The sequence below is a fragment of the uncultured Marivita sp. genome (assembly GCF_947488135.1).
GTDB lineage: Bacteria > Pseudomonadota > Alphaproteobacteria > Rhodobacterales > Rhodobacteraceae > Marivita.
In genome coordinates, this window is record NZ_CANKYW010000002.1 from 346,313 (window position 1) to 366,222 (window position 19,910).

Here is a 19,910-nt window from a genome sequence, read left to right on the forward strand (position 1 = left end):
GCAGGGGCAAGAAGTCGCCTCTGCGCGGAGCAGTGGAACAAAGAAGGTGCGTGTGATGCAAGGTTGGCAGATTTTCCGACATTCGTTCAATCTGGTGATGGCCAATCTGGATCAGGCTCTTCGCCTGTCGCTCGTGCTTTATCTCATTCAGAGCGTCTACACAGTCTACAGCTTTCTCAATCCGCCCGAGATGGCGGAGTTCGAGGGAACGCAGATTCCCGTGATGTCGCCCGAGACCATTCTGCCCACGATCCTGCTGGGCGTTCTGGCTGTCATCGCAAGCCTCTGGATCGCGGTCGCCTGGCACCGTTTTGCTCTTACCGGGGAAACCGCTTCCGGTTGGATACCGCAGTTTCATGGATCAGAGATCATGGGGTATCTCGGCCGGTCCATCCTGATCGGGATTCTCGTCGTGCTTGGTGTCGCGGTTGTGTCGATCCCGGTGGGGATCATCTCTATCGGACTGCCCGCGCTTGCAGGCATCATGTCGCTCCTACTGATCGGCCTTGGCGCTTACCTGTTTTTCCGATTGGGCGTGATGCTTCCCGCAGCTGCGTTGGGGGACAAGCTGACCCTTGGTGCCGCGTGGGACGCAACCCGCGGGCAAAGCGCCACCATATTGACGCTGTCCCTTATCGTCGTGGGTGCCAGCGTTGTCGTCCAGTTGCCATCATGGCTTAACGATGATCCGAATTCGGTCATCAACGTGGTGTATTCCCTGGTCGTCAATTGGTTCGCGACGATCATCGGGATCTCGGTTTTGACCACGCTCTACGGGCATTTCGTCGAAAACCGGCCCATTGACTGATCATCTGCCCAGATGCACCAAGTCCCTGAGGGGGATGTATGACTGATTTTGCCCAATCCGCGCGCGACGCGACACAAGCCATGCGCGAGGTGTTCCCGCCAACGCCTTTGCTGCGTAACGCGCATCTGTCCGAGCGCTACGACGCGGACGTGTATCTCAAGCGGGAAGACCTCTCCCCTGTGCGCAGCTACAAACTGCGTGGCGCGTTCAACGCGATGCGCAAACGGCCCGAGGTCGATCTCTTCGTCTGCGCGAGCGCTGGAAACCACGCGCAGGGCGTTGCCTTCATGTGTCGTCACTTCGGCAAAAAAGGCGTGATCTTCATGCCGGTGACGACGCCACAGCAGAAAATCCAGAAAACCCAGATGTTCGGAGGAGACAGCATCGAGATCCGCCTCACCGGGGATTACTTCGACGATACGCTCGCTTCCGCCCAGGATTTCTGCGCTAAAGCAGGGGGTCATTTCCTGTCGCCGTTCGACGATGAGGATGTGATCGAAGGACAGGCCAGCGTTGCGGTCGAAGTGATCGAACAGTTGGGTCAGATGCCGGACCACCTTGTTCTTCCGGTGGGTGGCGGCGGTTTGTCTGCCGGGATGCTCAGCTACCTGGGAACGGCGTGTCAGTACACCTTTGTTGAACCTGCGGGCGGTGCTTGTCTGCGTGCCGCGCTTGAGGCGGGCAGGCCGGTTCGGCTCGATTACGTCAACACCTTTGCCGATGGTGCTGCCGTGGGTCAGATCGGTCAGAAGACCTTCGCCCGGTTGAACGGGATCGGTCTGGCCAACACATTGACCATTCGTGAAGATCGCCTTTGTACGACGATCCTCGAGATGCTGAATGTCGAAGGGATAGTTCTTGAACCCGCCGGTGCGCTTTCCGTCGATGCGCTTCAGGATTTGGGGCAGTCGATCAAGGGGCGCACCGTTGTTTGCGTCACCACGGGCGGCAATTTCGATTTCGAAAGACTGCCAGAGGTCAAGGAACGCGCGCAGAAGTATCTCGGGTTGAAGAAGTATTTTATCCTTCGCCTGCCGCAGCGACCTGGCGCGCTCAAGGATTTCCTGAATTTCCTTGGCCCCGAGGACGATATCGCCCGGTTTGAATACCTCAAGAAATCTGCGCGCAATTACGGGTCTGTCCTCATCGGGATCGAAACGCGCAATGCGGACAATTTCAAACGCTTGTTCACGCAACTGGATAATGCAGGATTCACCTATCAGGACATCACCGACGACGATCTGCTGTCGCAATTCGTGATCTGATGCAGTTCGACGGCAAAACGGCGATCGTCACCGGGGCCGGGCAGGGCATCGGTGCCGCTTTGGCCCGCGCGTTGAGCGTGCGGGGCGTGCGGGTTCTTGCCAGCGACCTGTCGAGGGACAAGGCCGCCCGCATAGCAGACGAGATCGGCGGCGTTCCGCATCACGGTGACTTGTGTGACCCTGACGCGATTAAATCGATGATCGCATCGGCGGAATCGGCCTTGGGGCACGTGGATATCTTGGTCTCCAACGCCGGGTTTGCGATTGGCGAACCAGACGGACCTGCGTCGCAGTCCGATGCGCATTGGCAGAAAAGTTGGGACCTGCACGTGATGGCGCATTTGCGCGCCTCGAGACTACTACTGCCGCAGATGATCGCGCGCGGTTCGGGTGTGTTGGTGAACGTCGCGTCGGCCGCTGGTGTATTATCGCAGATTGGCGACGCGGCCTATTCGGCAACGAAACACGCCGCTGTCAGTCTTGCGCAGTCACTGGCGATCGAACATGGCAAAGACGGCATCCACGTTTCCGTGGTCTGTCCGCTCTACGTGGCGACGCCCTTGCTCGGCTATGAAGACAAGGTGACGGAGCGACCTCAAGGGGTGATCGAACCGGAAACAGTGGCAGAATCGACCCTGAACGGGCTGTCGGAGGGACGCTTCATGATCCTTCCGCATCCCGAGGTGCAGGCATTCTTTGAAAAGCGCGCTGCCGATACGGATCAATGGATCGCAGGGATGCAGCGCCTTCGCGACCGTGTGCGCGATCAGACGGACGGGGTCGATCCGGCAACGGTGCACCGCTTCATCTAGGCCGCAAAGCGCTGGGCGTATTCCGTTTCGAAAACCGTTCGGGATGACCTGTAGACGGCTTTCAATTCCATGGGATCGACCGTCACCCTGCCTTGAGCCGCATCCGCTTCGCCCGCGCTGCACATCGCTGACATCTCGCGAAAACCCAGGTTCACCGCCGATCCCTTGAGGAAGTGCAGGAGTTCTTGCATCTGCGGCGGATCGTTCATCGCGCCCTCCAGCCGGGACAGCGTGTCCTCAACCTCCAGCAAGAAGAGTTCAGCAACCTCATCAAAATCATTCGGCCCGATTTCGTCGCGAAGTTCGGTCACCCTTGCCCAGTCAATCATCGAAACCTCCTATTCCGATGTATGCGTAGCAACGAAAGGTAAAAAAACTGCGACAGTCGACGTAAAACTTCGGCGAATTTGAGCATTCATCTGCCGTTAACATCCAGCGCCTAAAGCATTGCTGGGGGCCGACGCATGGGTTGGTGAATAAGTATGTTACAGAACGCGAAGTTTGCGTTCCCCGATGCGCAGGATGCCTGTCTTCGGCGCGTTCTTGTCGTTGACGACAGTCTTGCGCAGCGTCGGATCCTCACCCTCATGCTCAAACGCTGGGGGTACGACGTGGCCGAGGCTGAAAATGCCGAAGATGGCTTGGCTTTGTGCGATACCTTTCATCCCGATTTCATCATTTCCGACTGGATGATGCCGGGGATGAGCGGTGTTGAATTCTGCGCTGCTTTCCGTGCTACGTCGCGTGCGACCTACGGGTATTTCATCCTTCTGACCTCCAAGTCGGAAAAAGCGGCGGTTGCGTCGGGTCTCGAATCGGGCGCCGACGATTTTCTTACCAAGCCAGTCAGCGGCGATGAACTCCGTGCGCGGTTGATCGCCGGCGCGCGTATCCTGTCGATGGAGCAGGAGCTAAAAGCGAAAAATGCTGTGATCGCCGACACGCTGGCAGAGCTGCAAAGCGTCCATGCTCTGATCGACAAGGATTTGCAGCAGGCGCGTATCCTTCAACACTCGCTGATGCCCAATCGCTCGGCCGCTTTCGGAAAAAGCCGGGTCAGTGTCCTCTTGCGTTCCTGTGGGCACGTCGGTGGCGACCTTGCCGGTATGTTCGGTGAGCAAAACGGCGATTTCGGCTTATTCAGTCTCGATGTCTCCGGGCACGGGATCACGTCGGCCATGATGACGGCGCGCGTCGGCGGGTATTTGAGTGCTGATTACCCCGACGAAAATCTCGCGCTGCTCAAGACGGCGAACGGTTATGAGTTCCTGCCGCCGCAAGAGGTGGCCGGTCGACTGAACCATCGCCTTGTCCGGCAGCAGGGCGTCACCGAATATCTGACGCTCGCCTATGTCCATGTCTGCGCCGCGACCGGGCACGCGCGTTTTGTCCAGGCGGGGCATCCGCCACCCGTGCTGATGCGCCGGACTGGTGAGGTCTGCTTTCTTGGTGACGGCGGTCTTCCGATCGGTCTGATTGAAGACGCGCGATACGAGGATCATGCGGTCGACTTGATGCCGGGTGACAGGATGCTTCTCTATTCCGACGGTATCACCGAAGCGGTTTTGCCGGATGGGTCAATGCTCGAGGAAGACGGCCTTCTCGATCTGATCCGCTCCGTTCCTCCTGATTGTACCGGGCCGGACTTTCTCGATGCTCTGTATTCGGGGCTTGAGGCACGAACCGGAACGATGTCGGACTTCGACGACGATATCTCAGCCGCGCTTTTGGAATATGGTGGTGTGTGACGCGAAACGGGCCACGAAATCGCGATCGCCGGTATTGGCCAACTGGTCCAATGCTTCTTCCGTGTTGAGCCACAGGGCCGTGTGATCCGGCTCGGTCGGGTCGCCGTACTGAACCACGGGCACGGCCATGTAGATCAGGCACAGTTTTTCGGCCCAGAGGTCGTATTCCGGCATGTAGGTGAACCGCCGATACGCCCCCAAACGACGAGGCCGAGCGATGCGCCAGCCGGTTTCTTCGTAGACTTCGCGCGTCAATGCTTGGATCGGCGACTCGCCCGGATCGACGCCACCCCCCGGCAATTGGACCTCGGGCGCAGGGGCTTTCTGATGCGTCAAGAGCAGGCCGTCACCCACCGGAAGAATCGCGTATGCGCCTGTTCTCAGCGTGTAGGATCGCCCCGATTCCGGCGCGTTACCGAACCTGCGCATCATGCCAATCCCTTTCTGCCCCTTGGACCTGCCCGATCGTCTCTTATATAGTTCCGAACATGCCGGAGGGCGGCAAGCAAGGAAATTCCATGACACTCGGTTCGAAACTCGCCTGGGACGACACAGTCCTGCCATTCCAACTTGACCACTCGAACATTCGTGGCCGTGTGGCCCGACTCGATGGGGTGTTGAGTGGCATCCTCAAGCAACACAACTACCCCGCATCCGTTGAGGCGCTGGTGGCCGAGATGGCCTTGCTGACCGCGTTGATCGGCCAGACGATCAAGCTGCGCTGGAAGCTGTCGCTTCAGGTTCAGTCGAAAGGTGCCGTGCGCATGATCGCGACGGATTTCTACGCCCCCGAGGCGGAAGGCGAACCTGCGCGCATTCGGGCCTATGCCAGCTATGATCCGGACAAGGTCAATGATGGTCCGGCGATGGACCAGATTGGCGACGGGTACTTCGCGATCCTGATGGACCAGGGCGAAGGCATGCAGCCCTATCAGGGGATCACGCCTCTGTCTGGTGAAACGCTGGCCAGCTGCGCCGAGGCGTATTTCGCGCAGTCGGAACAGCTTCCGACGAAATTCGCCCTGAGCTTCGGGCAATCGACCGAACCCGGAGTCGCGCAGCATTGGCGCGCCGGGGGCATCATGATCCAGCATATGCCGGACGCATCGCCCTACGCGAAAGACGGCGGATCGGGCGAGGGCGGTTTGCTTCTTGCCGACGATCTGTTGAGCGATGACGAGGGTGAAAACTGGAATCGGGTGAATTTCCATCTGGATACGGTCGACGACATGGAGCTGATCGGCCCGTCCCTGCCTGCGACCGATCTTCTATATCGCCTGTTCCACGAGGAAGGCCCGCGTGTGTTCGATGCACAGCCGGTTCGCTTTGGATGTACCTGTTCCGAAGATCGCGTGCGGCAAAGCCTTTCGATCTATTCGGCCCGCGACATCGAGAAGATGACGACGGACGAGGGCCGCGTGACCGCAGACTGCCAGTTCTGTGGCGCGCATTATGATCTGGACCCCGCGACGGTCGGGTTCGAGGCCGAAGAGGTGTCGGGTGAATGACAGATCACGGCTCGAAGCGGCTCTGCAACAGCAGAGCAATGCATCGTCCGATTTTGATCTGAACCCGGACGTTGCTCTGCCCGTGGGCCGCAAGTTGCGGCCTGCGGGCGTTCTCGTCGCGGTTTCGCCCTCTTCATTCGGGAGCCATGTGCTCCTGACGAAACGGTCTTCGCGGCTCAAACATCATCCCGGCCAAATCGCCTTTCCCGGTGGTAAACAGGACGACGGCGATGACGATGCAATCGCGGCAGCCTTGCGCGAAGCCGAAGAAGAGGTCGCTCTGCCGCGCGAGAAGGTGGATGTGCTTGGAACATTGCCGACCCATGAAACCGTCACGGGATTTCTTGTGACACCTGTGATCGGTTGGGTCACCGATCCGTTCGACATCGTGCCCGAACCCGGGGAAGTCGCCGAGGTGTTCCGTGTCCCGCTTGACCATGTGACCGACACTTCGCTGTATTCTGTTCAGTCCCGCCGGTGGCGCGGCACACGGCGGCATTACTACACGGTTCCCTTTGGGCCCTATTACATCTGGGGAGCGACTGCCCGTATCCTGCAAGGACTGGCAGAGCGGATGGAGCGCGTATGAAAGTTACCGGCGACTGGCTGACATCACCCAGCACGCAAGCGGTCTTTCAGGCGTTGCAGGCGGATGGTCACGACGTGTTCGCTGTTGGTGGTTGCGTACGGAACGCGCTGATGGCCGTGCCGGTGACAGATGTGGATCTTGCAACCGACGCAACGCCTGACACGGTCGAACACCTGAGCAAAGCGGCAGGGCTGAAACCCGTTCCAACGGGCAAGGATCACGGCACGATCACCGTGGTGGCGGATGGCGTCGGTTACGAAGTGACCACGTTTCGCGCGGATGCCGAAACTGATGGCCGTCGCGCCATTGTCCGGTTTTCCACCGACATGGCCGAAGACGCGGCGCGGCGCGATTTCACGATGAACGCACTTTATGCCCGGTCAGACGGAACCGTGATCGACCCGCTTGGCGGATTACCGGATCTCGAGGCGCGGCAGGTTCGGTTCATCGGGGACGCCAAAGCGCGGATTGCCGAAGACTACCTGCGAATACTTCGCTTCTTCCGTTTTGCCGCGTGGTATGGCGATCCGGCCGAAGGGTTCGATGCCGAAGGCCTGGCGGCGATTGCCGACTCTTTGGACGGTCTTGCGGGATTATCGAGAGAGCGCGTCGGCGCCGAAATGCTCAAGCTTCTGTCGGCGCCAGACCCCGCACCGGCAGTCGGCGCGATGGCGCAGACCGGCGTTTTGCGCGCCGTCTTGCCGGGCAGCGACGCGCGTGGACTGGCTCCTCTGATTCACCTCGAACAGGCAACGCATTCACAGATCGACCCGCTGCGCCGTCTCGCGAGCCTTGGCGCTTTCGACGGGGAAACTCTGCGCCTGTCAAAAGCCGGGCAAAGGCGACTTGCGCAGTATCAGGCCCTCATTTCATCCGCAGAAGGGTCGGCCGAGCTTGGCTATCGTCACGGGGCCGCGATGGCACAAGACGTAATGCTCTTGCGGTCGGCTCTGCTGGAAACGCCACTCGACCCGGAGTCGCTATCTGTAGCCCGCGTGGCTGCGGAGCATGTCTTTCCAGTGAAATCCGCAGACCTGATGCCCGAATACACCGGCCCCGCGCTGGGCGCGAAGCTTCGCGAGCTTGAGGATCGCTGGATCGCGTCCGGGTTTTCGCTGACGAAATCCGATCTGCTCGACTAATCGGGTTTTCTTGGGCGGAAACGCACGCTATCGTTGCGGCGTCTTACGGACAATACCGAACATTGCATTAAATGTCGCCCGGAACACCCATCACATCGGGTGGTTTGATCCGTGTCTTGTTCCCCGAGGAGAGCGTTCGGTGTTTCGCTTTTTTGAAAATCTGGTCGATCCGTACGGCGCCTACGACGAGAAGGACACGCCGCCCTCCCGGCTGCTTCCCTTCATGCTCGAATATGCCAAGCCGTTCAAAATGGTGTTCGTCTACGCCACGATAATGTCGATTGTCGTGGCGGCCATCGAGATCGGATTGATCTGGGCGATGGGCTGGGTTGTCGATATCCTTGCCGGTGATCCTGCTGAGGTCTGGGATGCCTATGGCGGATGGCTCATCGCTTTGGCGATATTCATCCTGGTGATCCGACCCGCGTTGCAGGCGCTCGACGTGCTTCTGCTCAACAACACCATTTTGCCGAACTTCGGCACGCTGATCCGCTGGCGCGCGCACAAGCATGTGCTGCGGCAGTCGGTGGGGTGGTTCGAGAATGATTTTGCCGGTCGCATCGCCAACCGGATCATGCAGACACCGCCCGCTGCTGGAGAGGCCGTGTTCCAGGTGTTCGACGCGATCACCTTCTCGCTGGCCTATGTCGTGGGCGCGCTGATCCTTCTGGGTCAGGCCGATCCGCGCCTCGCGATCCCGATGATCGGGTGGCTGTTCCTGTACGGCGCGCTGGTTGTCTGGACGGTCAAACGTGTCGGTCCTGCCTCTCAGGCCGCGTCCGATGCTCGGTCCGAGGTGACGGGCCGCGTTGTGGACAGCTATACCAACATCCATTCCGTCAAGATGTTCGCACATAACGACACCGAACTGACCTACGCCAAGGACGCGATCGAGAACACACGCCGTACCTTCCAGCGTGAAATGCGCCTATTCACGATCATGGATGTCGTTTTGGTCACCTTGAACGGTCTCCTGATCGTCGCTGTTGTCGGCTGGGCGTTCTGGCTCTGGATGCAGGGGCAAGCCAGCGTCGGTATCGTCGCGGCGGCAACGGCTCTGACGCTTCGGCTCAATGCGATGACCGGCTGGATCATGTGGGCCCTGACCTCGTTCTTCCGTCAGTTGGGCGTGGTTGCCGAAGGCATGGAAACCATCGCGCAACCGATCACGCTTGTGGATGATCCGGCGGCCAAGCGATTGGCGCTCGACCGGGGAAAGATCGAGATTCAGTCTCTGACACACCATTACGGGCGCGACAGCGGCGGATTGGACGCCATCAGCCTGACCATCGAACCGGGCGAAAAGGTGGGTCTGATCGGGCGGTCCGGCGCGGGCAAATCCACCTTGGTCAAGCTCTTGCTGCGGTTCTACGATCCCGAAAGCGGGCGTATCCTGATCGACGGTCAGGACATCACGAAGGTGACACAGGACAGCCTGCGCCTCGCCATCGGTATGGTCCAGCAGGACAGTTCGCTTCTGCACCGCTCGGTGCGCGACAACATCCTCTATGGCCGTCCCGACGCGACCGAGGCAGAGATGATCGCGGCCACCAAGCAGGCGCAGGCGCACGAGTTCATTCTCAACCTGCAAGATCCCGCTGGCCGCACCGGCTACGATGCACAGGTCGGCGAGCGGGGTATCAAGCTGTCTGGCGGTCAACGCCAGCGCGTGACCCTTGCCCGCGTGATCCTCAAGAACGCGCCGATCCTTCTGTTGGACGAAGCGACCAGTGCCCTTGATTCCGAGGTCGAGGCGGCGATTCAGGACACGCTTTACGGCATGATGGAGGGCAAGACCGTGATCGCCATCGCGCACCGCCTGTCCACCATCGCCCATATGGACAGGATCCTCGTCATGGATGAGGGCAAGATCGTTGAACAGGGCAGCCACGACGCGCTTTTGGTCAAGGGTGGGCTATATGCTGGTTTCTGGGCTCGCCAGTCAGGCGGGTTCATCGACCCGGATACGAAGGCAGCAGAGTAGATGCGGCAGTTCTTCCAGACCCTGATCCTGCGCGCCGGAAATCAGATCGACCCTGATGCACCGGCGCTCGGCGTTCCCCCGCTCAAACTGCGGCCCTTCATGGCATGGTGCCTGCGCGGCGGCTGGCGGGTGGTCTGGCTCGGCGTGGCGATCTCGGTTCTGGCCGGCATCACCGAGGTGGTGTCGATGCAACTTCTGGGAAGCGTCGTCGACGCGGTGGCCGAAACACCGTCCGACAGCTTTGTGGCGGACCACGGTTGGCTGATCGCGGCGTGCATCTTCGTCTTGCTGATCGCCCGCCCGCTGTTGTTCGGAGGGCTGGCGCTGACGCAGTCCGTCATGATCGGCCCCAATATCGGGATGCAGGTCATGGCGCGGATGTTCCGCTGGACGCTTGGCCAATCCGTGACCTTCTTCGACAATGATTTCGCCGGGCGTCTGGCGCAGAAGAAGATGCAGGCATCCACATCCCTGACCGAAATCGTGATCGAAACCGTCAACGCCGTGACTTTCGGCTTTGCCACGGTTCTTGGCACGGCGTTTCTTGTCGGTGCGGTGAACCTGTGGATGGTCGTCGCGCTGGCTGTCTGGTTTGCGGTCTACATCCTGTTTCTGCGGGTCATGCTTCCGATCATCCGCAGTCGCTCTGCCGCACGGGCCGAGGCCAAGGCGCAGGTCACCGGTCAGGTCGTGGATACGATCAGCAACATCAAGACGGTCAAACTTTTTGCCGGGGATCGGCACGAGGACGGCAAGGCGCTGGGCGCGATGGAAGACCTGCGCCGCACAGCCCTGCGGTTCGGCGAGGCACAGACACTGTTCCGCCTTGGTCTCATGTTCATCGCGGGGGTTCTACCGGTCGTATTGGTTGGCATGGCGATCGCGTTGCGCGGCACCGGTGTGACCCCCGGCGACATCGCCGCAGTGGGGGCCGTAGGTATCCGCCTGTCGCAGATGACCGGCTGGATCAGCTACACGATGATGGTGATCTACAGCCATGTGGGCGAAGTCGAGGACGGTATGAACACCCTCGCTCCGCCGGATCGGATCGAGGACGGACCAAGCGCGCCCACCCTGAATGTGTCGGAGGGTCGTATCCAGTTCGATCGTGTGTCCTTTGCCTATGGGCAAAAAGAGGGCGGTATCGAGAATGTGACGCTCGACATCGCACCGGGTGAAAAGCTCGCCATCGTGGGCGCGTCCGGGGCGGGAAAATCGACGCTCGTGTCGCTGCTGTTGCGGCTCTATGACACCGAAACAGGCACGATTTCCATTGATGGGCAGAACGTGTCCGAGGTGACGCAAGAAAGCCTGCGCAGCCAGATCGGAATGGTCACGCAAGAGACCGCGATGTTCAATCGCTCCGCGCTCGATAATATCCGCTACGGTCGTCCCGATGCCACCCCCGAAGAGGTGTACGAGGCAGCCCGTCGCGCTGAGGCGCATGAGTTCATTCAGGATCTGGCCGATCACATGGGCCGTAAAGGCTACGAGGCGCATCTGGGCGAAAGGGGCGTCAAGCTGTCAGGCGGACAACGCCAACGCATCGCGCTTGCCCGCGCCATCCTCAAGGATGCACCGATCCTTGTGCTGGATGAAGCGACAAGCGCGCTTGATTCCGAGGTCGAGGCACAGATCCAGTCGGCGCTCGAGCGCGTGATGGAGGGCAAGACCGTCCTCGCCATCGCGCACCGTTTGTCGACGATCGCGAGCATGGATCGGATCATCGTGATGGATCAGGGCCGGATCGCGGAAATGGGGAGTCATGACGTGCTGTTGGCCCAAAACGGGCTTTATGCCCGCTATTGGGAACGGCAGTCCGGCGGGTTCATCGGCGCGCAGGCGGCGGAATGAAATTCGTTTCGGACCTGATACGCCCGTTCGAGCCCGCAGAAGGCCCGCCCCCGCAGGACATGCTGCCCTTCATGCGCTGGGCGCTGCGCGGGGCCGAACGCGCGATCCTGATCGCCTTTGCCATCACCTTTGTCACCGGCATCTCCGAACTGGTCGCAGCGCGGTTCACCGGCTGGGTGATCGACCAGACGGCCACCGCCGAACAGGGCGCATTCCTGGCCGTGTTCTGGCCGGTGATCGTCGTCGGGGTGTTGTTCTTTCTGGTGATCCGGCCGCTGATCTTCGTGATGGATGCGGGTGTGACCGGCGTTCTGCTGGGGCCGAACCTCTACCCGATGGTCCTCGCCCGACTGAACCAGCACACGCTGGGTCATTCGATGCAGTTTTTCGAAAACGATTTCGCTGGACGGTTGAGCCAGAAGGCCCTGCAAACTGCCCGTGCGCTCACCGATATGGTGATCGAAGTGTCGGACGTGGTGATCTATTCGCTCGCCATGTTCATCGGGGCGTTCTTTCTCATGGCGTCGATCGATTCGCGCCTTCTGCTGGTGTTCGTGATCTGGGCGGTCTTCTACGTCGCCGCGCTACGATACTTCATCCCCCGCGTGCAGAAACGCTCCAAGGCGCGGGCTGGCGCGCGGACTCAGGTGACTGGGCAGGTTGTCGATATCTATTCCAACATCGCTGCCGTCAAACTTTTCGCGCGCGACGCCGATGAAGACACCGCGACGCGCGGTGCGCTGGACGAATACCGCGACAGGTCGCTCGCCTTTGGCACGCTGTCCGCCGTGTTCCGCATGGTGCTTATGACGCTGGGTGGGATGCTGCCGCTGTTCGCCATCCTAGGTTCGCTCTGGCTGTGGAGCATCGGCAGCGCCTCTGCCGGGGATATCGCGATGACGGCCATGATCACAACGCGTCTGTCCATGCTGACCAACCGTCTGGGCCGCGTCGCCATGTCGATCTTCACCAATATCGGAGAGGTCGAGGACGGCATCGGCACTCTGACCCCCAGACACGGCATCACCGACCGTCCCCACGCGCGGCAAACTGCGCCGAGAGGACCGGTTCATTTCGATCATGTGACCTTCGCTTACGGCGGTGCCGGGCAGGCGCTGACCGATTTCGACCTGAAGATCGCCGAAGGGGAGAAGGTCGCGCTTGTCGGGGCGTCTGGCGCGGGCAAGTCTACCGTCGTGTCGCTTTTGTTGCGGCTCTATGACGTGCAAAAAGGCCGTATCACGCTGGGCGGAACCGACATTCGCGACATAACCCAGATCGCGCTGCGCAAAGATATCTCGGTCGTTCGGCAGGAAACCTCGATGTTCAATCGGTCCGCGATGGAGAACATCCGCTACGGCCGCCCCGATGCCAGTGACGAAGAGGTGTTCGAAGCCGCGCGGCGTGCGTCGGCGCATGACTTCATCCTTGATCTGGTCGATCATCGGGGTCGCAAAGGCTATGCCGCGCGTCTGGGCGAACGTGGGGTGAAGCTTTCGGGCGGGCAGCGCCAACGCGTCGCCTTGGCCCGCGCAATTCTCAAGGATGCGCCGATCCTCGTCCTTGACGAAGCCACCAGCGCACTCGATTCCGAGGTGGAGGCGGAGATCCAGACAGCACTCGATCATGTCATGCGCGGCAAGACGGTTCTGGCCATTGCGCACCGCCTGTCTACCATCGCGAGCATGGACCGGATCGTGGTCATGGATCAGGGACGTATCCTCGAGGTTGGAACGCATGACGCGCTTCTGGCCAAAGGCGGTCTTTACGCGCGCTACTGGGACAGGCAATCGGGCGGCTTTATCGGTGCCGAAGCGGCGGAATAGCTCTCGACCCGCGCATCAGGCTGAGGCACAAGCCGCGACATGACAACCGTGACAATCAAACGACTGGGGCATCTGGGCGACGGCATCGCCGATGGGCCGATCTACGTGCCCGGCGCTTTGCCCGGCGAAGTGGTCAGCGGCAGGCTCGATGGCGAACAGCTGCGCGATCCCAAGATCGACACGCCGTCGGAGAATCGGGTCAAACCGCCCTGTCCCCATGCGAAATCCTGCGGCGGATGCCAGTTGCAACACGCCTCCGACGCGTTCGTGGCGGATTGGAAACGCAATGTGGCGCGGCAAGCCCTCGCGTCACAAGGCATCGCCGTTGACCTTGCCGATCCGATCACGTCTCCGCCAAAGTCGCGGCGCCGAGCCACGTTCTCGGTCCGGCGCACCAAGAAGGGTGCGCTTGCGGGTTTTCACATGAAAGCCTCCGACACGATCATTGCGGTTCCGAATTGCCAGCTTGTGCATCCCGATCTTGCCGCCGCCCTGCCGATGGTCGAGGCGCTGGGCGTGCTTGGCGCATCGCGCAAGGCCGAACTGTCGGTGCTTGTCACCCGGACAGAGACCGGGCTCGACGTGTCGGTCACTGGCGGCAAGGAGATGGACGTCGAGTTGCATCAAGCGCTTTCCGACCTCGCCCGGGAGTACGACCTTGCCCGCATCGCCTGGGACGGAGAGATCGCGCTGCAACGGCGGAACCCGGTCTTGCGCCTTGGTCCCGCAGACCTGACACCGCCGCCCGGCGCGTTTCTTCAGGCCACGCAAGAGGGCGAGGCGGCGCTGATCGGCGCGGTGAAACAGGCTCTAAATGGGGCGAAACGTGTTGCTGACCTGTTTGCAGGATGTGGCACCTTCGCGCTGCCGCTGGCGCAGGACGCGATGGTGCATGCCGTCGAAGGTGATCGCGACATGATCAACGCTCTGGATCACGCGTGGCGTAATGCTGAAGGCTTGAAGCGGATCACCCACGAAGTGCGCGACCTGTTTCGCAACCCGCTCCAACCCGAGGAACTGGCCAAATGCGATGGCGTCGTGTTCGACCCGCCACGTGCCGGCGCCGCGGCGCAGGTGGCCGAACTGGCGCAATCAAAAATCCCCCGGATCGCGCATGTGTCCTGCAACCCCGCCACCTTTGCGCGGGATACTGCCACTCTGATCCGTGCGGGATATGATCTCGAATGGGTCAGGGTGGTTGATCAGTTCCGTTGGTCGACCCATGTGGAACTCGTGGCGCTGTTGCGTCGAAATAACTGAAGAGGCAGCGCAATGCGCAACAAGGTCGCCGCGTTTCTGGAGCAGGCGTGGGTAACGAATTTCATCATCGGTGTGATTCTCTTAAACGCCGTCCTTCTCGGGCTCGAGACTTCGGACGCTGTCATGGCGGCCGTCGGACCGCTGATCCTTGCGCTTGACACGGCGTGCCTGATCATCTTCGTGATCGAGATTGGACTGAAGCTTTTTGCCCAAGGCTTGCGCTTCTTCCGAAACGGCTGGAACCTCTTTGACTTCGTCATCGTCGGCATCGCGCTTGTCCCTGCGACCCAAGGCTTCTCCGTACTCCGCGCCTTGCGCATCTTGCGGGTGCTGCGCGTCATCTCGGCCACGCCGCGCCTGCGTCGCGTGGTTGAGGGCTTCATCACGGCCCTTCCCGGCATGGGCAGCGTGTTTCTTCTTATGGCGCTGATCTTTTACATCGGTGCCGTGATGGCGACCAAGCTGTTCAGCGACGCTTTTCCGGAATGGTTCGGGGATCTAGGAAGCTCGGCCTATTCGCTTTTCCAGATCATGACGCTTGAGTCTTGGTCCATGGGCATCGTGCGCCCGGTGATGGAGGTCTATCCGTGGGCTTGGGCGTTCTTCGTGCCGTTCATCATGGTCACGACCTTCGCGGTGGTGAACCTGCTTGTCGGTCTGATCGTGAATTCGATGCAGGACGCCCATGCGGAGGAATCGAACGAAAAAACCGACGCCTACCGCGATCAGGTGCTGGCCCGACTGGAGGCGATCGAAAAGAGGCTGGATCAACGCTGATCCGGCAGCGGGACTCACGCTTTCGTTTTCCTGTTCTCAAGATCGTATGGTACAGTGCCAAAAAAACAAATCGGGCAGTGTATTTCCAATGTTGAGAATTCTGTGTCTTCTGGCGCTCTTCCTCGGTCTGACGGCCTGTGGGAAGTTCCCCACCTATAACGGCCCCGAGGTGACTCGGGTGGTTGTGCAAAAGGCGGATCGCAAGATGTATCTCTTGCACCATGACGCCGTCCTCAAAACCTATGATATCGGTCTGGGCTTTGCGCCCGAGGGCCACAAACAGGTCGAAGGCGATGGCAAAACGCCCGAAGGCGAATACCTGATCGACCGCCGCAACCCGAACAGCGCGTTCTACCTGTCCATCGGCATCGATTACCCACGGCCACGCGATATCGAGGTCGCCAGTACCATGGGTAAATCCCCCGGAGGCGATATCTTCATTCACGGACGACCGTGGAAAAACCGCAAGGGCGGCCGCGACTGGACGTGGGGCTGCATCGCCGTGACCAATCGCGAAATGCGGGAAATCTACTCGATGGTCCGGAACGGAACGCCGATTACGATCAACCCGTGATGGGTCAGAGGGTCTGACCCATTGTTTCGCACGCGAAACATTGGGTCCGGACCGGACCTATATTACGACGGCGCGTTTACAGGGACAAAACCGGTTTCATCCGGCGCGGCGAGAATCAGGTTCCACCAGATCTTGCCGTTCGATTCCTGATACCACGAGAAGCCCATTTCCCGTGCCGACGGATCGAGAATCACCGTGCGGGTGTTCTCGGCTTCCATCCATGCGGCGAGCGTTTCGAGCTCTGTCTCGTAGGTCTCGGAAATCGCTTCGCCGACAAGACGCCCGTTATATCCGGTGCGCTGAATGCGGGTGATCGGGGATGACCCGTCCGATCCGAAATGCCAGGGGCGATTCTGAACGCTCATGTCGCGCGCATGGGTGGCTGCGGCTGCGTTCAAACGTGAGTCGAGCTCAAGAGCCGGGGCGCCCGACGCTTGCCGCAGCGCGTTGATCGCGTCGAGCATACGGAATTGGATGCGCCCGGTATCGCCGGGGCGAATGCGATAGAGTTTGGGCAGGGGCCTGCCATCGGGGCCAAGCGTCGGAGCCGGTGGTGCGCCAGCACAGGCGGTCAGTGCCAGAGCGGCTGCTCCCAAGAGAAATGTCGAACGCTTCATGATAGGCCATCCCGAATTAATCGTAAGGTGCTTAGCCTTAGTCATGGGTGGGATCAAACACACAAAGCCGAGATTTGCCGATATGACATTCCTTTGAATTGCGACTGAGGCATTCACGCCATATATGTAAGACTATAGTTTTCTGAACCTTTTGCAGAAGAAGAGGCCATCAAATGGCAGACACACCGCGTTTTCCCGTAAATCGCCGCAGCTTCCTGGCTGGCTCCGCCGCCATGATCGCAACGCCTGTCGTCGCACAGGACGTCAATGACGGATCGACCATCGAAATGGAGAGCGATCTATCTTCGAACGTCCGTCGCAACATTTCGAGCTTCCGCACACTCGATTGGCGTCCGTATTTCAGTGACCTGAACAACGGCGCGATCCTCGTCGACATCGATTCGCGTGCGCTGCACTACTGGCAGGAGAACGGAAATTACCGGCTTTACCCGTCTTCCGTCCCTCTGACCGAGGATCTGACACGCCGCGGACGTACGAGCGTGACCTACAAGGATCCCGAGCCGGATTGGCGCCCGACACCGTCGATGAAGCAGCGCAATCCCGAATGGCCAGACTACGTTCCTCCGGGCCCGGACAACCCGCTCGGCACGCGTGCGTTGCACCTCAGCTGGACCTACTACCGCATTCACGGAACGCACGACACGCGCAAGATCGGGCGTCGGTCTTCGAACGGCTGCATCGGTCTTTACAACGAGCATATCGAAGAACTTTACGAGCTCGCGCAGGTCGGCACGCAGGTGTTGCTAATTTGACGACATAGCGGCAAGGCAGGAAAGTCGTGCGATAAGATAGGTTTGCATTTACCACGATATACTGCTTAGAGAGTCTTACGAGGTAAGTCTTGGGTGCCTGTCGTGTGATGCTATTGCGCGCCGACATGCAAATATCTGGAGGTTAATATGAAGAAACTCGTTCTCGCCGCTGCGTTCGCTGGTGCTGCTTCGACAGCAATGGCCGGTTCTTACGCGAAAGATGACGTTGTCATGGAGCCGGTTGTTGTGGTTGAAGAAGCACAACAAAGCTCCTCGTCTGCAGGTCTCATCATCCCGCTGGTCGTTATCGCCCTGCTGGCTGCTGCTGCTGCTGACTAATCCACGGCGGATTACACTATCGAAAAAGGCGGTGCATCAGCACCGCCTTTTTTGTTTTCAGACCCGTGTGACCGAAACGATCACTCCAGCCATCCGTTCAAATTTTCTTCGATCACCGCCGAAAGCGCCGCGATATGCGCGTCGTCGTCGTTGAGGCACGGAATATAGGTGAAATGCTCACCGCCGGCTTCTTCGAAGCTTTCCTTGATCTCTTCGTTGATCTCTTCCAGCGTCTCGATGCAATCGGCTGAGAATGCAGGCGCACAGACCGCGATGTTCTTTTTTCCATCTTCCTCGGCAAGCCGCGCGACCTCTTCCACGGTGTAAGGCTTCAGCCACTCTTCCGGGCCGAACCGCGACTGGAATGTGGTCACGATCTCAGACTCGTCCCAACCAAGACGCTCTTTCAGAAGGCGCGTCGTCTTCTGGCACTGGCAGTGATACGGATCGCCTTCCATCAGGTAGCGCTTCGGCACACCGTGATAGGAACAGACCAAGATGTCGGGGCGCGTTTCCATCTTGTCATAGGCGCGTTCGATGGATTGGGCCAATGCTTCGATATAAAGCGGATGCTCGAAATAGGGATCGACGGTGCGGACAGTCGGTTGCCATTTCTCATCCATCAGGGCGCGAAAAAACTGATCATTCGCGGTGGCCGAGGTGGCACCGGCGTAATGCGGATAAAGCGGGAAAAACAGGATCTTGCGGCACCCGGCCTCGACCATCTCGCGGACCTTGGATTTGGTCGACGGATTGCCATAGCGCATGCAGAAATCGACCATGACCTGATCGCCGTAGCGGTCCTGCATCGCTTTCGTGATCTTCGCGGTCTGATCCTTGGTGATCGTCATCAGCGGGCTTTCGCCCTGTTCCTCGTTCCAGATCGACTTGTACGCTTCACCCGAGCTGAAGGGACGCTTGGTCAGGATGATAAGCTGCAACAGAGGCTGCCAGAGCCACGGGCTGTAGTCGATGACCCGGCGGTCCGACAGAAACTCGTTCAGATACCGACGCATCGGCCAGTAGGTGTAGTGGTCCGGTGTGCCAAGATTGGCCAGGAGAATACCGACCCGCTCTGCCGACACTTTCGGGTGGTCGGTCGGTGCGTGGGTCGGGCGTTGAGCTGTTTTCGTCGCGTCCAACATCGGGCCAGGATCCTTAACTTTGTTTAGCGGGCTAACTAACCTCTATCCCGGTCAGGTCAATCTTTCAGAGGCGTTTCGACCGTGTTGAGTGCATCCGCAAGCCGTTGCGCTGCGGAACCGGGCCGCAAGGGCTGCGGTTGAGAAGCATCGGGCGCCCAACCTGTCAGCGTGATCATCTCGAAGGTCGCAGTCACACGGCCCGCGTCGTCGGAATAGGCATCCGCATAAAGCTCCATCGCTCGAAGCAGAACATCGCGCCGGGTCGCGGTTTTGAGGCGGCTGGACACAGCGTTGGTTTCGCCCATCGCCCGCAGATCGTGCATGAGGTGCAGCGGCGTCTGATAGCTGGTCGTCAGCACCGCGCTGTCAGCGACCGGCAAGGCAAGCCCTGCCCGTTGCAATAATGCCCCGAGGTCGCGGATTTCGCCCATGGGCGCCACGCGCGGGGACAAGCCGCCGGTAATTTCGATCTCTGCCTGACCCAATGCCGCCCGCAATTCCTGAAGCGTCTGGCCCCCAAGCAACTGCACCAGAAGCAAGCCATCGGGTTTCAGCGCGCGTCGGCATTGGATCAACTGCCCGACGGGGTCGTTCGCCCAGTGAAGCGCCATTGCGTGCACAACGACGTCATGTGTGCTTTCTTGCAGGTCCAGAACATCCGCGTCGGGGACAATACGCGCGTTTGGAAGAGCGTCGCGCCAGACATCTGGGAAAGGTGTCACGATCGCCGGTGCGCGAAAGGTTTTGTTAACCAATGACAGGCGATCCTGCATGTCGGCGCGGGCCTCCTCGTGGAGGAATAGCGCGGGATTGGACCTCGCGCGCTCTCGGTGACGGGCCAGCGCTGTGCGGTCGAAAAGGGCAGGGGTTTCGGACATGATCGGCAGAT

At 60.0% G+C, this 19,910-nt stretch carries 20 protein-coding genes; 15 read left to right on the forward strand and 5 right to left on the reverse strand.

Translation table 11 applies throughout. The annotated features are described in order from the left end of the window. The first annotated feature begins 55 nt into the window (after positions 1-55). Genes Q1B16_RS08845 through Q1B16_RS08855 form a run of 3 tightly spaced genes read left to right on the forward strand, consistent with a single transcriptional unit; the run spans position 56 to position 2,885 of the window. Complete coding sequence (locus tag Q1B16_RS08845) at positions 56-808, forward strand: hypothetical protein (protein WP_299786720.1); 753 nt, start codon at positions 56-58, stop codon at positions 806-808. Positions 809-846: 38 nt separating this feature from the next. Further along, positions 847-2,073, forward strand: a complete 1,227-nt coding sequence (gene ilvA / locus Q1B16_RS08850) for a threonine ammonia-lyase IlvA (RefSeq protein WP_299786722.1) — start codon at positions 847-849, stop codon at positions 2,071-2,073. Then, the gene (locus tag Q1B16_RS08855) at positions 2,073-2,885 is read left to right on the forward strand and encodes an SDR family oxidoreductase (RefSeq protein WP_299786724.1); all 813 of its coding nucleotides are present in this window, start codon (positions 2,073-2,075) and stop codon (positions 2,883-2,885) included. Before ilvA ends, Q1B16_RS08855 begins: the two co-directional genes overlap by 1 nt. Here the strand turns inward: Q1B16_RS08855 and Q1B16_RS08860 are convergent. Continuing rightward, on the reverse strand, positions 2,882-3,214 hold the full coding sequence (locus Q1B16_RS08860) for an Hpt domain-containing protein (protein WP_299786726.1): 333 nt from the start codon (positions 3,212-3,214) through the stop codon (positions 2,882-2,884). The two genes, Q1B16_RS08855 and Q1B16_RS08860, sit on opposite strands and share 4 nt — an antisense overlap. A 153-nt stretch (positions 3,215-3,367) precedes the next feature. Here Q1B16_RS08860 and Q1B16_RS08865 point away from each other — a divergent pair, with 153 nt between their 5' ends. After that, positions 3,368-4,633 (forward strand): fused response regulator/phosphatase, encoded by a 1,266-nt coding sequence (locus Q1B16_RS08865; protein WP_299786728.1) that lies wholly within the window; start codon positions 3,368-3,370, stop codon positions 4,631-4,633. Here the strand turns inward: Q1B16_RS08865 and Q1B16_RS08870 are convergent. Continuing rightward, positions 4,601-5,065 (reverse strand): NUDIX hydrolase, encoded by a 465-nt coding sequence (locus Q1B16_RS08870; protein WP_299786730.1) that lies wholly within the window; start codon positions 5,063-5,065, stop codon positions 4,601-4,603. The two genes, Q1B16_RS08865 and Q1B16_RS08870, sit on opposite strands and share 33 nt — an antisense overlap. A gap of 86 nt (positions 5,066-5,151) precedes the next feature. Here Q1B16_RS08870 and Q1B16_RS08875 point away from each other — a divergent pair, with 86 nt between their 5' ends. From Q1B16_RS08875 to Q1B16_RS08915, 9 genes are all read left to right on the forward strand, one after another. Next, the gene (locus Q1B16_RS08875; protein ID WP_299786732.1) at positions 5,152-6,141 is read left to right on the forward strand and encodes an Hsp33 family molecular chaperone HslO; all 990 of its coding nucleotides are present in this window, start codon (positions 5,152-5,154) and stop codon (positions 6,139-6,141) included. Next, complete coding sequence (locus Q1B16_RS08880) at positions 6,134-6,730, forward strand: CoA pyrophosphatase (protein WP_299786734.1); 597 nt, start codon at positions 6,134-6,136, stop codon at positions 6,728-6,730. Before Q1B16_RS08875 ends, Q1B16_RS08880 begins: the two co-directional genes overlap by 8 nt. Then, on the forward strand, positions 6,727-7,872 hold the full coding sequence (locus Q1B16_RS08885) for a CCA tRNA nucleotidyltransferase (protein WP_299786737.1): 1,146 nt from the start codon (positions 6,727-6,729) through the stop codon (positions 7,870-7,872). Before Q1B16_RS08880 ends, Q1B16_RS08885 begins: the two co-directional genes overlap by 4 nt. A gap of 139 nt (positions 7,873-8,011) precedes the next feature. Beyond that, a complete protein-coding gene (locus Q1B16_RS08890) occupies positions 8,012-9,856 on the forward strand; it encodes an ABC transporter ATP-binding protein (RefSeq protein WP_299786739.1) in 1,845 nt (614 codons plus the stop codon). Further along, positions 9,857-11,710 (forward strand): ABC transporter ATP-binding protein, encoded by a 1,854-nt coding sequence (locus Q1B16_RS08895; RefSeq protein ID WP_299786741.1) that lies wholly within the window; start codon positions 9,857-9,859, stop codon positions 11,708-11,710. Further along, positions 11,707-13,536, forward strand: a complete 1,830-nt coding sequence (locus tag Q1B16_RS08900; protein WP_299786743.1) for an ABC transporter ATP-binding protein — start codon at positions 11,707-11,709, stop codon at positions 13,534-13,536. The genes Q1B16_RS08895 and Q1B16_RS08900 overlap by 4 nt, the downstream gene beginning before the upstream one ends. A gap of 39 nt (positions 13,537-13,575) precedes the next feature. After that, positions 13,576-14,796, forward strand: a complete 1,221-nt coding sequence (locus Q1B16_RS08905; protein WP_299786745.1) for a class I SAM-dependent RNA methyltransferase — start codon at positions 13,576-13,578, stop codon at positions 14,794-14,796. Positions 14,797-14,808: 12 nt separating this feature from the next. Further along, positions 14,809-15,573, forward strand: coding sequence for an ion transporter (locus Q1B16_RS08910; RefSeq protein WP_299786748.1), 765 nt, complete (start codon positions 14,809-14,811; stop codon positions 15,571-15,573). Positions 15,574-15,661: 88 nt separating this feature from the next. Next, positions 15,662-16,147: a L,D-transpeptidase family protein gene (locus tag Q1B16_RS08915; RefSeq protein WP_299786750.1), complete on the forward strand. Its 486-nt coding sequence runs from the start codon at positions 15,662-15,664 to the stop codon at positions 16,145-16,147. Positions 16,148-16,209: 62 nt separating this feature from the next. On the opposite strand, the gene Q1B16_RS08920 is transcribed toward Q1B16_RS08915, so the two are convergent. Next, on the reverse strand, positions 16,210-16,764 hold the full coding sequence (locus Q1B16_RS08920; RefSeq protein ID WP_299786752.1) for a CAP domain-containing protein: 555 nt from the start codon (positions 16,762-16,764) through the stop codon (positions 16,210-16,212). A gap of 173 nt (positions 16,765-16,937) precedes the next feature. On the opposite strand from Q1B16_RS08920, the gene Q1B16_RS08925 reads away from it, so the two are divergent. Both Q1B16_RS08925 and Q1B16_RS08930 read left to right on the forward strand, forming a co-directional pair. Next, entirely contained in the window at positions 16,938-17,537 is a 600-nt protein-coding gene (locus Q1B16_RS08925; RefSeq protein WP_299786754.1) for a L,D-transpeptidase, read from the forward strand. Positions 17,538-17,684: 147 nt separating this feature from the next. Beyond that, positions 17,685-17,876 carry a ferrochelatase gene (locus Q1B16_RS08930; protein WP_299786756.1) on the forward strand — a complete coding sequence of 64 codons (192 nt, stop codon included), beginning with the start codon at positions 17,685-17,687 and terminating at the stop codon, positions 17,874-17,876. Positions 17,877-17,956: 80 nt separating this feature from the next. On the opposite strand, the gene hemH is transcribed toward Q1B16_RS08930, so the two are convergent. Together hemH and Q1B16_RS08940 are read right to left on the reverse strand one after the other, a co-directional pair. Then, positions 17,957-19,021, reverse strand: a complete 1,065-nt coding sequence (gene hemH, locus Q1B16_RS08935) for a ferrochelatase (protein WP_299786758.1) — start codon at positions 19,019-19,021, stop codon at positions 17,957-17,959. Positions 19,022-19,077: 56 nt separating this feature from the next. Continuing rightward, positions 19,078-19,899, reverse strand: a complete 822-nt coding sequence (locus Q1B16_RS08940; RefSeq protein WP_299786760.1) for a methyltransferase domain-containing protein — start codon at positions 19,897-19,899, stop codon at positions 19,078-19,080. Positions 19,900-19,910 lie beyond the last annotated feature (11 nt).

Bases quoted from the DNA above. Each gene is read 5' to 3' on its own strand.
- Q1B16_RS08845 (WP_299786720.1), top strand. From the start codon at position 56: ATGCAAGGTTGGCAGATTTTCCGACATTCGTTCAATCTGGTGATGGCC.
- ilvA (WP_299786722.1), top strand. From the start codon at position 847: ATGACTGATTTTGCCCAATCCGCGCGCGACGCGACACAAGCCATGCGC.
- Q1B16_RS08855 (WP_299786724.1), top strand. From the start codon at position 2,073: ATGCAGTTCGACGGCAAAACGGCGATCGTCACCGGGGCCGGGCAGGGC.
- Q1B16_RS08860 (WP_299786726.1), bottom strand. From the start codon at position 3,214: ATGATTGACTGGGCAAGGGTGACCGAACTTCGCGACGAAATCGGGCCG.
- Q1B16_RS08865 (WP_299786728.1), top strand. From the start codon at position 3,368: ATGTTACAGAACGCGAAGTTTGCGTTCCCCGATGCGCAGGATGCCTGT.
- Q1B16_RS08870 (WP_299786730.1), bottom strand. From the start codon at position 5,065: ATGATGCGCAGGTTCGGTAACGCGCCGGAATCGGGGCGATCCTACACG.
- Q1B16_RS08875 (WP_299786732.1), top strand. From the start codon at position 5,152: ATGACACTCGGTTCGAAACTCGCCTGGGACGACACAGTCCTGCCATTC.
- Q1B16_RS08885 (WP_299786737.1), top strand. From the start codon at position 6,727: ATGAAAGTTACCGGCGACTGGCTGACATCACCCAGCACGCAAGCGGTC.
- Q1B16_RS08895 (WP_299786741.1), top strand. From the start codon at position 9,857: ATGCGGCAGTTCTTCCAGACCCTGATCCTGCGCGCCGGAAATCAGATC.
- Q1B16_RS08900 (WP_299786743.1), top strand. From the start codon at position 11,707: ATGAAATTCGTTTCGGACCTGATACGCCCGTTCGAGCCCGCAGAAGGC.
- Q1B16_RS08905 (WP_299786745.1), top strand. From the start codon at position 13,576: ATGACAACCGTGACAATCAAACGACTGGGGCATCTGGGCGACGGCATC.
- Q1B16_RS08910 (WP_299786748.1), top strand. From the start codon at position 14,809: ATGCGCAACAAGGTCGCCGCGTTTCTGGAGCAGGCGTGGGTAACGAAT.
- Q1B16_RS08915 (WP_299786750.1), top strand. From the start codon at position 15,662: ATGTTGAGAATTCTGTGTCTTCTGGCGCTCTTCCTCGGTCTGACGGCC.
- Q1B16_RS08920 (WP_299786752.1), bottom strand. From the start codon at position 16,764: ATGAAGCGTTCGACATTTCTCTTGGGAGCAGCCGCTCTGGCACTGACC.
- Q1B16_RS08925 (WP_299786754.1), top strand. From the start codon at position 16,938: ATGGCAGACACACCGCGTTTTCCCGTAAATCGCCGCAGCTTCCTGGCT.
- Q1B16_RS08930 (WP_299786756.1), top strand. From the start codon at position 17,685: ATGAAGAAACTCGTTCTCGCCGCTGCGTTCGCTGGTGCTGCTTCGACA.
- hemH (WP_299786758.1), bottom strand. From the start codon at position 19,021: ATGTTGGACGCGACGAAAACAGCTCAACGCCCGACCCACGCACCGACC.
- Q1B16_RS08940 (WP_299786760.1), bottom strand. From the start codon at position 19,899: ATGTCCGAAACCCCTGCCCTTTTCGACCGCACAGCGCTGGCCCGTCAC.